12 protein-coding genes and 1 pseudogene are annotated in these 14,809 nt (G+C 63.3%); 7 read left to right on the top strand and 6 right to left on the bottom strand.

Annotated elements, in window-relative coordinates; all coding sequences use genetic code 11:
* The 3 genes from CP49_RS22470 to CP49_RS22480 all read left to right on the top strand — a co-directional run.
* Positions 1–1,047 (top strand): ActS/PrrB/RegB family redox-sensitive histidine kinase (locus CP49_RS22470; RefSeq protein ID WP_245310816.1); only part of this gene is annotated, 1,047 nt, incomplete at its 5' end.
* Positions 1,048–1,153: 106 nt separating this feature from the next.
* Positions 1,154–1,708, top strand: coding sequence for an ActR/PrrA/RegA family redox response regulator transcription factor (locus tag CP49_RS22475; protein ID WP_057852373.1), 555 nt, complete (start codon positions 1,154–1,156; stop codon positions 1,706–1,708).
* Between the two features lie 134 nt (positions 1,709–1,842).
* Entirely contained in the window at positions 1,843–3,564 is a 1,722-nt protein-coding gene (locus CP49_RS22480; RefSeq protein WP_057852374.1) for a SulP family inorganic anion transporter, read from the top strand.
* A 221-nt stretch (positions 3,565–3,785) separates the two neighbouring features.
* Here the strand turns inward: CP49_RS22480 and CP49_RS22485 are convergent, their stop codons facing one another.
* The gene (locus CP49_RS22485; RefSeq protein ID WP_057852375.1) at positions 3,786–4,271 is read right to left on the bottom strand and encodes an MmcB family DNA repair protein; all 486 of its coding nucleotides are present in this window, start codon (positions 4,269–4,271) and stop codon (positions 3,786–3,788) included.
* Between the two features lie 156 nt (positions 4,272–4,427).
* On the opposite strand from CP49_RS22485, the pseudogene CP49_RS22490 reads away from it, so the two are divergent.
* Positions 4,428–5,210, top strand: a pseudogene (locus CP49_RS22490) (vWA domain-containing protein); the annotation flags it as partial.
* 241 nt (positions 5,211–5,451) lie between these two features.
* On the opposite strand, the gene CP49_RS22495 reads toward CP49_RS22490, so the two are convergent.
* Entirely contained in the window at positions 5,452–6,267 is an 816-nt protein-coding gene (locus tag CP49_RS22495) for an RMD1 family protein (protein WP_057852408.1), read from the bottom strand.
* 160 nt (positions 6,268–6,427) lie between these two features.
* Here CP49_RS22495 and CP49_RS22500 point away from each other — a divergent pair, with 160 nt between their 5' ends.
* Positions 6,428–7,102: an MBL fold metallo-hydrolase gene (locus tag CP49_RS22500; protein ID WP_057852376.1), complete on the top strand. Its 675-nt coding sequence runs from the start codon at positions 6,428–6,430 to the stop codon at positions 7,100–7,102.
* A gap of 26 nt (positions 7,103–7,128) precedes the next feature.
* Here the strand turns inward: CP49_RS22500 and CP49_RS22505 are convergent, their stop codons facing one another.
* Together CP49_RS22505 and CP49_RS22510 are read right to left on the bottom strand one after the other, a co-directional pair.
* The gene (locus CP49_RS22505; RefSeq protein ID WP_057852377.1) at positions 7,129–8,331 is read right to left on the bottom strand and encodes an extracellular catalytic domain type 1 short-chain-length polyhydroxyalkanoate depolymerase; all 1,203 of its coding nucleotides are present in this window, start codon (positions 8,329–8,331) and stop codon (positions 7,129–7,131) included.
* Positions 8,332–8,465: 134 nt separating this feature from the next.
* Positions 8,466–9,872: an MFS transporter gene (locus CP49_RS22510; RefSeq protein ID WP_057852378.1), complete on the bottom strand. Its 1,407-nt coding sequence runs from the start codon at positions 9,870–9,872 to the stop codon at positions 8,466–8,468.
* 284 nt (positions 9,873–10,156) lie between these two features.
* On the opposite strand from CP49_RS22510, the gene CP49_RS22515 reads away from it, so the two are divergent.
* Together CP49_RS22515 and CP49_RS22525 are read left to right on the top strand one after the other, a co-directional pair.
* On the top strand, positions 10,157–11,398 hold the full coding sequence (locus tag CP49_RS22515) for an LLM class flavin-dependent oxidoreductase (RefSeq protein ID WP_057852379.1): 1,242 nt from the start codon (positions 10,157–10,159) through the stop codon (positions 11,396–11,398).
* A 327-nt stretch (positions 11,399–11,725) separates the two neighbouring features.
* On the top strand, positions 11,726–13,102 hold the full coding sequence (locus CP49_RS22525) for a cytochrome P450 (RefSeq protein ID WP_057852381.1): 1,377 nt from the start codon (positions 11,726–11,728) through the stop codon (positions 13,100–13,102).
* 141 nt (positions 13,103–13,243) lie between these two features.
* Here CP49_RS22525 and CP49_RS22530 read toward each other — a convergent pair whose 3' ends face one another.
* A complete protein-coding gene (locus tag CP49_RS22530) occupies positions 13,244–13,744 on the bottom strand; it encodes a cupin domain-containing protein (RefSeq protein ID WP_057852382.1) in 501 nt (166 codons plus the stop codon).
* Between the two features lie 127 nt (positions 13,745–13,871).
* Positions 13,872–14,714, bottom strand: coding sequence for an SDR family NAD(P)-dependent oxidoreductase (locus CP49_RS22535; protein ID WP_057852383.1), 843 nt, complete (start codon positions 14,712–14,714; stop codon positions 13,872–13,874).
* Positions 14,715–14,809: the final 95 nt, after the last annotated feature.

Here is a 14,809-nt window from a genome sequence, read left to right on the forward strand (position 1 = left end):
GCGCTGCTGTTCCTGACCGGGGGCCTGCAGAATCCATTTTCATTTCTGTTCCTCGGCCCGGTCCTGATCTCGGCGACGGTGCTGCCGATCCGGATGACGGTCGGACTCGGCCTGCTCGCGGTCGCCTGCGCCTCGGCGCTGGTGTTCTTCCATCTGCCTCTGCCCTGGGACAGCGAAGACCCGCTGGTGCTGCCGCCGATCTATCTGTTCGGCGTCTGGCTCTCGATCGTGCTCGCGATCGGCGTCACCAGCCTCTATGCGTTCCAGGCGACCGAGGAGGCGCGGAAGCTTTCCGATGCGCTGGCCGCGACGGAACTGGTGCTGACGCGCGAGCAGCATCTGACCCAGATCGACGGACTTGCGGCGGCCGCCGCGCATGAACTCGGCACGCCGCTGTCGACGATTTTCCTGATTTCACGGGAATTGGAAAAGACCGTCGACGACAACGACCCCTTGGCCTCCGATCTGAAGACCCTACGCGAGCAGGCGCAGCGCTGCCGCGACATCCTGGCCAAGCTCACCCAGCTTTCTTCGTCCGGCGCGCCGTTCGACCGCATGCCGTTGTCGACGCTGATCGAGGAAGCGGTGGCACCGCATCGCGATTTCGGCGTCGCGATCAAGGTGCGGCTTGCTGTCGCAGCCACGCGGGAACCGGTCGGCGCGCGGAACCCGGCGATTCTCTACGGCGTCGGCAATATACTGGAGAATGCCGTCGACTTCGCGCGGACGACGGTCGAGGTGAACGCGTGGTGGAACGCGGATACGGTCGCAATCATCATTTCGGACGATGGTCCGGGCATTGCGCCGGATATGCTGAAACGGATCGGCGAACCCTATTTATCAAGGCGCCGCAGCGCCGATGAGGCCCATCGCGAACGCGCCGGCCTCGGCCTTGGCGTGTTCATTGCCCGCACGCTGCTGGAGCGTACCGGCGCCCGGGTTTCCTTTTCCAACCGGACCTTTCCCGATCACGGCGCCGTGGTGCAGATCGCCTGGCCCCGCGTCCGCTTCGAAACCGAGGAAAGTGCTGCCGGGCCAGCGGATTAGGACCGCCCCAGGCCTTGGGGAAAGGGAACCGATCGGCCCAGGGGGCCTTGGCAGCGCAAAATTGCCACGCCATATCCTTTATATCCGCAACCGGGGGATAGCCGACTTGAACGCCATCGCCGAACTAAACGATCTCGCCGACCGCTCGCTGCTGATCGTCGAGGACGACAAGCCGTTTCTGGAGCGCCTGTCGCGCGCGATGGAAACCCGCGGCTTCGCGGTAACATCGTGCGACACCGTGTCCGACGGGTTGGCGCAGATCAACAAGGCCGCACCGGCCTTCGCCGTGGTGGATCTGCGGCTCGGCGACGGTAACGGGCTCGACGTGGTGTCGGCGCTGAAGCGCAAGCGCCCCGATGCGCGCACCATCGTGCTGACCGGCTACGGCAACATCGCCACCGCCGTCACCGCGGTGAAGATGGGCGCGGTGGATTATCTCTCGAAACCGGCCGACGCCGACGACGTGGTCGCCGCGCTGCTCGCCAGCGGCACCGAGAAATCCGAACTGCCGTCCAATCCGATGTCGGCGGATCGCGTGCGCTGGGAACACATCCAGCGCATCTACGAAATGTGCAACCGCAACGTCTCCGAAACCGCACGGCGATTGAACATGCACCGCCGCACCTTGCAGCGCATTCTGGCCAAGCGCGCGCCGCGGTAGCACCCGGTCATTGCCGGGCTTGACCCGGCAATCCATCTCCAACGACCTTTGTTGCGAAGATCGATGGATGCCCGGATCAAGTCCGGGCATGACGAGTGTGTTTGAATCTCGGCCGGGCTTGGGAGTGACCGGCAATGAAGCACTCGATCCGCTGGCTGCCAGGTCTGGGCACCCTCCGTCGATATGAAGCGGCGTGGCTCAGGCATGATGTCCTCGCCGGGCTCGTGCTGTCGGCCATGCTGATCCCGGTTGGCATTGCCTACGCGGAGGCCTCGGGCTTGCCCGGCATCTACGGTCTGTACGCAACGATCATACCACTCTTTGTCTACGCATTGTTCGGGCCAAGCCGCATCCTCGTCCTGGGACCGGACTCGGCTCTTGCCGCCATCATCCTTGGCGTTGTCGTTCCGTTGTCGGGCGGCGATCCCGTCCGCGCTGCAACCTTGGCCGCCATGATGGCAATCGTTTCCGGGACGGTTTGCATTCTGGCAGGCATCGCGCGCCTGGGCTTTGTGACCGAGCTTCTCTCCAAGCCGATACGCTACGGCTACATGAACGGAATTGCATTGACCGTATTGATCAGCCAGTTGCCAAAGCTGTTCGGTTTCTCGATCGAAAGCGAAGGCTCTTTGCGGAGCTTGTGGACGATCGCCGGCGCAATCCTTGAAGGGAAGACCAACTGGATAGCCTTCGGGATTGGGCTCGGCACGTTGACGGTTATCCTGCTGCTCCAGCAATATAAACGGCTGCCTGGCATTCTGATTGCAGTGGTCGGGGCAACGGCCGCCGTCGCTGCGCTGGATCTTGCGGCGCGTTACGGCGTAACAGTTCTGGGTCCCCTTGCGCAGGGTCTGCCGGGTTTCACCGTTCCCTGGATCGGCGCCGCCGATATAGTCCCGGTGCTGATCGGCGGCTGCGCGATCGCGATGGTATCTTTTGCTGATACCAGCGTGCTTTCGCGAGCCTATGCCGCACGATTGGGCGATCACGTTGATCCCAACCAGGAAATGGTGGCGCTCGGCGCCGCCAATCTGGCAACCGGCTTTTTTCAGGGTTTCCCGATCAGCAGTAGCGGTTCGCGCACGCCTGTTGCAGAGGCCGCCGGCGCCCGCACTCAACTGACCTGCATCGTTGGCGCGCTTGCCATCGCTTTCCTTCTGCTGGTGGCACCCAACCTCCTTCAGTATTTGCCCAACGCTGCGCTCGCCGCCGTCGTCATCGCTGCGGCGATCAGCTTGATTGAGATCACCGACCTCAAGCGGATATTCCGGATTCAGCCATGGGAGTTCTGGCTATCGGTCGTCTGCTTTGCCGGCGTCGTCGCGCTCGGCGTGATTCCGGGAATAGGTCTGGCAATCGCTATCGCCATTGCCGAGTTTCTATGGGACGCCTGGCGCCCTCACTCCGCCGTACTCGGCCGCGCCGACGGCGTGAAAGGTTATCACGACATCACGAGATATCCGGATGCACGCCAGATCCCCGGGCTGGTTCTGTTCCGGTGGGATGCGCCTCTGTTCTTCGCCAACGCTGAATTCTTCAAGGAGCGCGCTTTGGCCGCGGTTGCGAAATCGCCGACGCCCGTACGCTGGCTGGTCGTTGCGGCGGAGCCGGTCACCAATGTGGATGTCACCGCCGGCGATACGCTCGTCGAATTGGACGAGGCGTTGCACGCACAGGGTATCGAGCTTTGTTTTGCCGAACTCAAGGATCCCGTAAAGGACAGGCTGAAGAAATTCGGATTATTGGCGCAGCTTGGCGAGAATTGCTTTTTCCCAACCATCGGCGCAGCCGTTTCCGGCTACCTGGAAGTCCATGATGTAGAGTGGGAGGACTGGGAGGACCGAGCCAAACGTTAGGGATGACGTGCTGGACACACGCTGATCGTGTGCGGAGAGGGCAGCTTACCGGCCAGATGCCGTCGTGGAGTTTCGCGGCGGGCCTAGCCCTATCCCCGTCATCCTGAGGAGCGCGCTCTTGCGCGCGTCTCGAAGGACGACGGGCACGAGCCGGGCCGCACATCCTTCGAGACGCGCGTTCCGCGCTCTCAGGATGAGGGTCGACCACCGAAACTCCCGAGCTAAAACTCCCCATGCCCTTGCGGATCGACCAGGCGATTGATGCGCAGGGCGGCGGCCATGGCAAAACGCACCGTCATCGATTTACGCGTAGCCGCCGGCAGGCGATGCTCGGGCGCTTCGCAATGCAGGTGGGCGCCATAGGCGTCGGCAATGATCAGGCCGGTATCCTCCGGGAATATCTCGCAAGGAAGATCCTGCGTGAAGGCAAAGAACAGCCGGTCGCAATGCATCCGGTAATCCTGCCATTTCTGGTCGGCGCGCAGATCCTCCACGGATGACTTGATCTCGACGATCCAGATTTCGCCGCGCTCATTCAACGCCACCAGGTCGGCACGCCGGCCCGACGGCAGCGGCAGCTCCCTGACGCAGGAAAACCCCAGCGATCGTAACAGCCGCGCCGTACCGCGCGCGATCGCCAGCGCTGCCTCCGACTGGCGGCGGTCCGCTGGGGGTACGAGGCTGATCTGGCGGGCGGGTGATTCCATGCTCGAACTTTAACCGATTTCGGACCGTCCAACAGACGCCCCGTCGCCGAGCCGGCCGCAAATTTGTCAATGGCCCGCCTTGGTTTGGACTTCAGCGCACCGCGAAGCCAAGGGAACCTTGGTTCCGAGGGACAAAACACTGGAGGAGATCCGACGATGCACCGCATCGCTGCCCCTGCTTTTGCCTTCGCTCTCGCCACCCTTCCCCTCTCTGCCGGCCTTTCATCCGCCATCGCAAAACCCGCCGTCGAAGTCGCGTTCGTGCTCGACACCACGGGCTCGATGGGCGGCCTCATCGAAGGAGCCAAGCGCAAGATCTGGTCGATCGCAACCGCGATCGTCGATTCCAATCCCGACGCCGACATCCGCATGGGTCTCGTCGCCTACCGCGACATCGGCGACGACTACGTGACCAGGAAGATTGAACTCACCACCGACATCCAGGATCTCTACGCCCACCTCCTGGAGGTGAAAGCCCGCGGCGGCGGCGACTGGCCGGAAAGCGTCAACGAGGCGCTCGACGTCGCCGTCAACAAGCTGCAATGGACCAGCGGCGGCGACACCAGGCGGATCGTATTCCTGGTCGGCGACGCACCGCCGCACATGGACTACGCGCAGGACACCAAATATCCGGTGACGCTGTCGGTCGCCAAGCAGAAGGACATCATCGTCAATGCGGTGCTGGCCGGCAACGCGCAGGATACCGCGCGGATCTGGCGCGATATCGCCCAGAACGGCAATGGCCGCTTCATTCCGATCCCGCAGGACGGCGGAGAGGTGGTCTTGATCGAGACGCCGTTCGACGAGGAGATCATCATCCTGCAGCGGGAGATCAACGGCACCGTGATCCCTTATGGGCCGAAATACCTGCAGAAGCGTACCGAGGGTAAGACCAAGCAATTGTCCGACCTGCGCGCCAAGGCGACGCCGAAAGCGTCCTCGTTCGACCGCGTCGTCGAGGATACGCTGAAGGCGCAGATCAAGCGGTGAGTTGTTCACGTACCAAACTCTCTCAACGAGTCGTCCCCGCGAACGCGGGGACCCATAACCACCGATCTGAGTTGTTGCGCCAAGCTGAAGCTCCAGCTTCGTGCAACAATACACGCCGTGGTTATGGGTCCCGGCTCGCGCTTCGCTTGGCCGGGACGACGGGAGTTTGTTGCCCGAATGACGACAGAGCTCAGGGATGCCGGCCCATGGCGAGCTGATAGATTGTCACCAGAACCTCGAACAGGATCAGGAGCACGATAATCACCTCGAGCCGCAGCGAGCGCCGCGTGTCGATGATGTCAGTCAACACCTGCGCGCTCTCGGCGATCACGGCTAGCTTGCCGTTCAGCGATTCCGCGCGCTCCTTGAGTTCGTACTCGTCCTCCAGCCGGGCATACAGTCGCTCCAGATGCGGCTTGTCCCAGAGCACGTCGGGTTTCTCTTCCACTTCGACCGGCCCGGACACCCGATGCCGTACCAGAAGCGCGCCGCCGATGTTTTTCAGGATCGAACGACGGCTGCCGCGCATACGCCCGCTCTGCGCCAGCTCCCGCGCGACCGGTTCGGTCGTATCAAAGACGCTGGCAACCTCGCGTTCATGCCGGGCCAGGACGACGCTCTTCGCCAGCGCCTCGCAAATTAGGATCAGCCGGTCAGGCGACAGGCTTTGCAGGCAGATCGGCCCGCCGGGTGGAATCTGGTCCTCCTTTTCCGGGGAGAGCTCGATGATTGCGATTTCCTCGTCGCGTCGCGCAAACTTCCCGGTCATGCGGTGATCCAGGCCGCGAAGGAATTCCTCCTCTTCCAGCGCGTTCAGCCCGATCAGGACCACCACGCCATAGCGAAACAGGACCGCGACACCGTTTTCATTGACGCGAAATGCCAGCGGCGTCGTTGCCAGCACGTCGCCGCGCTCGAGGCCCGACGTATTGAGGCGATCGCTGACAAAAAACGCCCGCGCCGTCGTTCGGGCCCCGCCGAGCGGCGATTTGGAGGCTTGGTTCATGACCTGCGCATCCCGGCCGAAATCACGGTCCGCGCCGATGCGATTTCCGTCTTTCGTCACTAAATATCCTTCCGTGCAAACCCTATCACGGACTGGAACGGATCCCATATCGGTTCCCGCCCGTGTTGACCCCTCTTCAAGGTAGAATATGGTGCCTGCCATGGATGATAAAACCGACACCCAGGCGAAGGCCGGCGCGATGATCGTGCCGGTGACGCTGTTCGAGCAGAACTGCACCATCATCTGGCACGAGCCTTCCAAGAAGGCCGTCGTGATCGACCCCGGCGGGGACGTTCCCAAAATTCTGGAAGCGATCAAGCAGACCGGCGTGTCAGTCGAAAAGATCTGGCTGACGCATGGCCATATCGACCATGTCGGCGGCGCGGCCGACCTGCGCGATGCGCTGCAGGTCAAGATCGAAGGCCCGCATATCGCCGACAAATACCTGCTCGACAATGTCGTAAGCAGCGGCGAGCGCTTCGGCATGACGGGGGTACGCAATTTCGGGCCAGACCGCTGGCTCGATGAAGGCGATCAGGTCTCGATCGGTGATCTCACCTTCGACATCCTGCATTGCCCCGGCCATTCACCGGGCAGCGTCGTATTCTTCAACAAGCAATTGCGCTTCGCCCATGTCGGCGACGTCCTGTTCAACGGCTCGGTCGGGCGCACCGACCTGCCCGGCGGCAGCCATGCCACGCTGATCAACTCGATCAAGGAAAAGCTGCTGCCGCTCGGCGACGATGTCGGCTTTATCTGCGGCCATGGCGCGGGCTCCAGCATCGGCCAGGAACGCCTGACCAATCCGTTCCTGACCGGCGAGATCGGAATTTAATTTCGCTGGGCTGAAGGCGGGAGTGGCTATTTCATCAGCCCCGCAGCCGTCAGCGCACGGCTGATGACGGCCCCGACATCGATGCCCCGGCGCTTCGGTTCGCGCGGCACCGGCTTGGTTTGGCGAACCGGCTTGTTGGCCCGCGACCAGAGCGTGGCAGCGAGATCGGACGACTGCAGGGATGCCGTTGCAGCCGACGGAGTGACCGGCGCCTTGACGACTGGCTTTGCAGCCTCGCTGACGCGCTCGGTCAGGCCGAAGAAATCAGCGATGTGGTAGGACGAGGAAATTCCCGCCTCGATCAGGAACGCGCCTTCCGCGCCATAGGGCTCATCATTGCCGGCGAGCCCCAACGGCGTGCCATGGGCCATGTCCGTGATGGTGTAGGATTCGACGATGGTCTCGCCGTCTTCATTCCACCAGACTTCGCGCGGATGGCCGTCGACATCCCCCGCCGACATCGGCGCTGCCGGCAGGCCGTGAACGTCGAGCCATTGCTTGACGATCTCATTGGCGTTGGCGGGGTTGACGGTGCGGTCGGCGCTGCCATGCCACACCGACACTTTCGGCCACGGTCCCTTGTGCTTCGACGCCTTGCGCACGAGATCGCCCAGCTTGCCGGCGGGGCGCGACGTCGACTGCATCATGCCGCCGAGCGCTTCCCGGACATTGCTGGCAATGCCGTACGGCAGGCCGGCGATGATGGCGCCGCCCGCGAACACTTCCGGATAGGCCGCCAGCATCACCGATGTCATCGCGCCGCCGGCGGAAAGCCCGGTCACATAGATCCGGCGCGAATCGATTTTGTGATCGGCGACCATCCGCGCGACCATCTGCCGGATCGACGCGGCCTCGCCGCGGCCGCGCGCGATGTCACCCGGGGTGAACCAGTTGAAACAGGTGTTGGCGTTGTTCGCGGCCTGCTGCTCGGGCATCAGCAATGCAAAGCCGTAGCGCTTTGCAAGCGTCGACCAGCCGGTGCCGAAATCATATCCTGCCGCGGTCTGGCCGCAGCCGTGCAGCACGACGACGAGCGCGGACGCGCGCGGCAACTGCTCCGGCACATAGGCGAACATCTTGAGCGCGCCGGGATTGGTGCCGAATCCTGAGATTTCGACGAGCGGAGTCCGTCCCGACGGAGGAGCGGTTCGGCCATAGATTCCCAAGCCATTGAACCCGTTCAGCTTCGGGAAATGGCGCAAGAATTCGACGTTCTTCGCGAGCGACAACTATGGCTCCTGGGCGATTGTGTTTGGCGATTGTTCTTAACGCTACCGTGCACAGATAGTTGCTGCACTGCAAAATAGAAAGACCGTGCACTGTCATTCCCCACAATCAAATTTTGGCAATTGACGTTAATTTGTCATCCCGTGATCCGACGCATCCATGTCAGGAATGCGGCGCAGGCGATAATCGACAACGCAAACAGCGCGCACGCGGCAAGCAGCGCCAGCCGATTCGACTGGGTAGCTTCGATTGCGAAGAACACCGCGCCGATCGCCGCCACGCCGGCCGCGTTGGCGATTTGCGCTGTCGTGCCGTACATGCCGGAGCCCGCGCCGGCGCTTGCCGGCTTCACGGTCGAGAGCACGGCGCTCGACAATGGCGCCATCACGAGCCCCTGGCCGTAACCGAAGATCGTGAGCACCAGCGAAAGCATCATTGCAGATGGCGCCTCGATCGATTCGATGACGGCTACCAGCGCCGCAAGGCCCACAACCTGCACCGCGCAGCCCTCGATCAGCACCAGCGTGCCGCGATGTTTGGCGCGCATTCCGCTATGCCGCGAAGCGATCATGAAGGTCAGCGCCAACGGCAGGAAGACGAGACCAGCCTGCAGCGGCGGAATCTGCAGTCCCTTCTGCATGTACATTGTCATGACGAGATAGAACGACAAATTGGCGAAGAAGAAAAAGAACACGGCAACAAGGCCGCGCATGAACGCCTTGTCCGACAGCAGCAAGAGATCGATCAGCGGCATGCCACCGCGGCGAGCGACCGCGCGCTCCAGCCGCAGGAAGCCGGCGACGATGGCTGCGCCCACCGCCATCACCAGCCAGACCGAGGGCGACCAGTGCAGATCATGGCCGAACAGCAGCGGGCCGATCAGACATAGCAGGCCGAGAAACAGCACGATGGCGCCGGGAATATCGAGCCGCGTGGCGGCGCGCCGAGGCACCATCGGCATAGTCTTCCAGGCTGCGGCGATAATGATCGCACCAAAGGGCACGTTGACGAAAAACACCGCGCGCCAACCGAGCCCCGCGAGATCGAGCGTGACCAGGAGGCCGCCGAGCAGGAAACCGGCCGCACCGGCAAGCCCGAGCACGATGCCATAGATGCCGAAGGCGCGGGCACGCGAGCCATCCGCGAACAGCAAGTGAATGGTGGCAAGCACCTGCGGCACCATCAACGCCGCGGTCGCGCCCTGCGCCAGCCGTGCTGCGATCAATTCAGGGCCGGATTGCGCCAGCGCGCACCACAGCGAGGTGACGGTGAAGCCCGCCACGCCCGCGATGAACACGTTGCGCGTGCCGTAGATATCACCGAGCCGCCCGCCGGTGACGACCAGTGTGGCATAGGCGATCAGGTAGATCGCGATGACGGCCTCGATCTGCGCCGCGCTCGCGTGCAGCTCGGCCGCAATGGTCGGGATCGCGACGTTGACGATGAAGGCGTCGACCCCGAACATGAATTGCGCCGCGACGACGGTCGCAAGCACCCACCAGCGGCGCGAAGTATCGACGGGATGCGAGACGATCTGATGCATGAGAACGGGCCTTGTCCGGGAAGCTTTGCGCCGGATGATCTCAGGCTTCGGTCATCTCAGCGATTACTCGGGAGGTAAGCGATCTTTCCTGCCCAGCCTTGGCTGGAGGTCCGCCTGTGGCATCCATTCCGCCCCGGCGCGGAATTCCGGGCGACGGCAAGTCGGCGAACGCTGCGCGACCACCATGCGCTGGCCGCGGGGTGCTAGGATTGCCTTGCCGCGGCCCACCTCGTAACTTGGTCCCGAGCAATGCAGAAGAACAATAAATCCGGAGAGAAAACCCCATGGCGCGTCTCAAATTCGGAGCCTTCCTTGCCCCGCATCATCCGATCGGCGAAAATCCGCTGCTGCAGTTCCGCCGCGATCTCGATTTCGTCGAGCAGATCGACGCGCTCGGCTTCGACGAGTTCTGGTGCGGCGAGCATCATTCCTCGGGCTGGGAAATGATCGCCTCGCCGGAAATGTTTCTGGCGGCTGCCGGCGAGCGCACCAAGCGCATCAAGCTCGGCACCGGCGTGATCTCGCTGCCCTATCACCACCCCTACAACGTCGCGCAGCGCATGGTGCAGCTCGACTGGATGACCGGCGGCCGCGCGATCTTCGGCTCCGGCCCGGGCGCGCTGGCCTCCGATGCGCACACGCTCGGCATCGACCCGATGACGCAGCGCGACCGTCAGGACGAGGCGATCGCGATCATCCGCCGCCTGTTCAAGGGCGAGCGCGTCACCGCCAGGAGCGACTGGTTCACGATGAACGACGCCGCGCTGCAGTTGCTGCCGCTGCAGGAAGACATGCCGTTTGTGGTGGCCTCCCAGATCTCGCCATCGGGCATGACGCTCGCCGGCAAATACGGCATTGGCATCATCTCGCTCGGCTCGATGTCGACGCAGGGCCTGATGGCGCTCCCGACGCAGTGGGGTTTTGCCGAGGATGCCGCCAAGAAGGCCGGCACCACCGTGAGCCGTTCCGACTGGCGCGTGCTGCTTTCCTGGCACATCGCCGAGACGCGCGAACAGGCGCAGCGCGAGGCCGGCCCTGGCCTGATGCGCTGGCACAACGAATATAACGTCCGCACGCTGCAGCGGCCGGGCCTCGAGCCATTCACCTCGCCGGAGGATGCGATCGAGAAGACCGCGGGCGGCGAAAACGCCGCCTCCACCATCGGCACGCCGGACGATCTGGTCAAAACCATCAAGAACCTGATGCAGGTCTCGGGCGGCGTCGGCAGCATCATCGGCTTCGTGCACGACTGGGCCAATCCGGAGAACACGCGCCGGAGCTGGGACATGGTGGCCCGCTACGTCATCCCCGAAATCAACGGCTATGTCGCCAAGCTGCGGGAGTCGCAGAAATTCGTGATCGAGAACCGCGCGGTGTTCGAGCGGGCGGGCCAGGCCGTGATGGCGAAAATCATGGAAAACGAAAAGGCCGCAGCAGCCCTTGCCCATACCGGTCCCGGCCGCGTCGCGATCCCGACCATCAACGCGCCCGACCTGCAGAAGGAAGCGGCGAAGCGCAAGGCGTGATTGCAAAGCGTTAGGAGCCGCCGGCCCATCACCGTCATTGCGACCGAAGCGAAGCAATCCATAGCGCAGCACGTGGAGGCACGGATTGCTTCGTCGCTTACGCTCCTCGCAATGACGGAGCTGGCAGTCTTCCCGAAATATTCCTGCACGGTTTCCTGCGCTGCGAATTGGATTGCGGCATTGTGAACCATCGCACTTGTGGCGACGAAACAAAGGGGTATTTACCTAGGTGCGTCACCGGCGCGCGCCAACATTTAAGGCCGCGACAAAGCCGCCAACAGAGTGGATAATATTTGCGATTTGCGAGGCTCAACCGGAGCAATTGCCATGTCGATGCAGAGTGTGGCTTCCCCCGTCAATATCCCGGTGCCGCCGAACCCCAAGGCGTTGCGGCACATTCCCGGTGACGAGGGCTGGCCGTTCATCGGCAACACGCTGGCGGTGCTGGCCGACCCCAAAGGACAGATTGAGAAGTCGGCCGCCAAATACGGTCTGATCTACCGCACCCATCTGTTCGGCGAGACCAGCGTGACGATGCTCGGGCCCGAGGCCAACGAGCTCGTGCTGTTCGACCAGGCACGCCTGTTCTCCTCCACCCACGGCTGGGGACGGATCCTCGGCCAGTTGTTTCCACGCGGGCTGATGCTGCTGGATTTTGAAGAGCACCGCCTGCACCGCCGCGCGCTGTCGGTCGCGTTCAAGTCGGGGCCGATGAAGTCCTACCTCGTCGATCTCGACCGCGGCATTGCCGCGCGGGTCAAGCAGTGGAAGGCGCAACCGGGCGAGATGCTGGTGTATCCGGCGATGAAGCAGCTCACGCTCGATCTGGCGGCGACGTCGTTCCTCGGCGCCGACATCGGGCCTGAGGTCGACGAGATCACCCGCGCCTTCATCGACATGGTGGCCGCAGCCGTGGCGCCGATCCGGCGGCCGCTGCCGTTCACGCAGATGGGCCGCGGCGTTGCAGGCCGCAGGCGGATCGTTGCCTACTTCGCCGAGCAGATTCCGATCCGCCGTGCGCGGGGCGGCGGCGATGACCTATTCTCGCAACTGTGCCAGGCAACGCACGAGGACGGCGCGCTGCTGTCGACCCAAGACATCATCGACCACATGAGTTTTCTGATGATGGCGGCGCATGACACGCTGACATCGTCGCTGACCTCCTTTGTCGGCGAGCTTGCCGCCCACCCCGAATGGCAGCAGCAATTGCGCGAGGAAGTCAAAGGCCTCGGCATCGAGGCCAACGATCCCTCCAGCATCGACAATCTCGAGAAGATGCCGCTGTCGGAAATGGCGTTCAAGGAAGCGCTGCGAATGAAGCCGCCGGTGCCGTCGATGCCGCGCCGCGCGGTGCGCGACTTTTCGTTTAGGGGGTACGACGTTCCCGCCGGCACGCTGGTTGGCGTCAACCCGCTGTTCACGCACCATATGCCGGATATCTGGCTAGAGCCGGATAAGTTCGATCCGCTGCGTTTCTCTGACCAAGCGCAGCGCACCCGCCACCGCTTCGCCTGGGTGCCGTTCGGCGGCGGCGCGCATATGTGCCTCGGCCTGCACTTCGCCTATATGCAGGCGAAGACTTTTGCGCGGCACTTCCTGCAGAATCTGGAAGTGTCCGTGGAGCCCGGCTACAAGGCGGACTGGCAGATGTGGCCGATCCCGAAGCCGCGGGATGGGCTGCGGGTGGTGGTGAAGGCGGTGTGAGGTCGAGCGCCGCGCGACGCTCAACTCAACCCTCATGGTGAGGAGGCGCATACCGTCGTCTCGAACCATGAGGCCCGCATGTGGCCTGCATCCTTCGAGACGCGCGAAGACGTCCTCCTCAGAGGATGAGGTCTGACGCCTTCAATCCACAAACGTCGTCAACTGCGCGCCCTCATCGGCCACGAACACCGCGATCAATTCCGCCGGCTCGGTGTTGCTGGCATTGGCCGAGACCAGATGCACGGCGCCCGGCGGCTCGAAGAACGACTGGCCGACCCCAAACGTCTCAATCGGACCGCCGGCCAATTGCGAGCGGATTTCACCCTTGGTCACATAGGCGGTGACCGAGCCGGCATGCCGGTGCGCGCGGGTGAAGCCGCCGGGGCCGTAGAACACGCGCACGATGGTCACGCGCTTGCCGGGCACGTTTGGCAGCGCGTGCGAGGAGATCGGCTCGACCACATCCTGCGCGGAGCCCGACGAAACGCTGTTCGCGCAAAGCGGTTCGATGATCGCCGAGACCGCGTCCATGGTCGACGGCAACGTCTTGCCGATGACGAAGGCGCAGGCGAGGCCGGCGACGATGGCGAGGTAGAATGGACGGCCTTCCGATATCGGTGACAAGCGGCATGTTGCAGACATTTGCGTCTCTCCCTTGCAATTTCCCGCCGTGTCATTGCGAGGACCGAAAGCGACGAACCAATCCAGCTTTCTTGCTCGCGGATAGATGGATTGCTTCGCTTTGCTCGCAATGACGGGTAAGGGCGGATTACCCCGCGCCCTGATCGAACGCCTTCTTCAGCGTGACATAGCCCTGCTGCTGCTGGCTCCAGTTGCGGCCGCCGATCATGGCGCCATCGACCACCAGATCGTGGCCGTTGATGAAGGAGGATTCGTCGCTCGCCAGGAAAAGCGCGGCCTGCGCAATATCCTCCGGCAAGCCGGCGCGCGGGATCGGCTGCGCCGATTTGTAGACCTCGCGCATCACGGCCGGCGTCTTTTCGGCGGCCTCCACCGACAAGCCCAGCGCCTTGCCGAAAATGCCGGTCGCGATCGCGCCGGGAGAAATCGAATTCACGCGAATGTTGGATTCGCCTAGTTCCATCGCCACGCATCTGGTGAGGTGGATGACAGCGGCCTTCGCCGCGCTGTAGACCATCGAAGACGAATAGCCGGCGAGATTGCCGGCGATGCTGCCGTTGTTGATGATGCTGCCGGAACCCTGCCTCCGCATATGCGGGGCCGCGTGTTTCATGCCGAGCATCACGCTGCGCACCAGCGTCGCCATCGCGGCGTCGAACCGCTCGACCTCGAGGCCTTCGATGCCGCCGGTCTGCGCCGGACCGCCGGCATTGTTGAACAGGCAATCGATACGACCGAATTTTTCCACCGAAAGGGCGATCAGCGCCTTCATCTGCTCTTCCACCGTGACGTCGGTCTGGCGAAAGATGCAATTGGCGCCGAGCTTTTTTGCCAATGCCTCGCCCTCCGGCGCGCGGCGCCCGGCGACCACGACTTTTGCGCCTTCGGCGACGAATAGCTCCGCGGTGTGCAATCCAATGCCGCTCGTCGCACCGGTAACCACCGCAACCTTGCCGTCCAGCCGTCCCATCTCGTTACCCCCATCGATATCCGTTGACGCCAATATTCCCGTCCCACGCCGACAAGGCAAGCTGACTTGTTCCACAGCGATCACCGACGTTCGGC

This window comes from Bradyrhizobium valentinum (assembly GCF_001440405.1).
In the GTDB taxonomy this organism is placed as follows: domain Bacteria; phylum Pseudomonadota; class Alphaproteobacteria; order Rhizobiales; family Xanthobacteraceae; genus Bradyrhizobium; species Bradyrhizobium valentinum.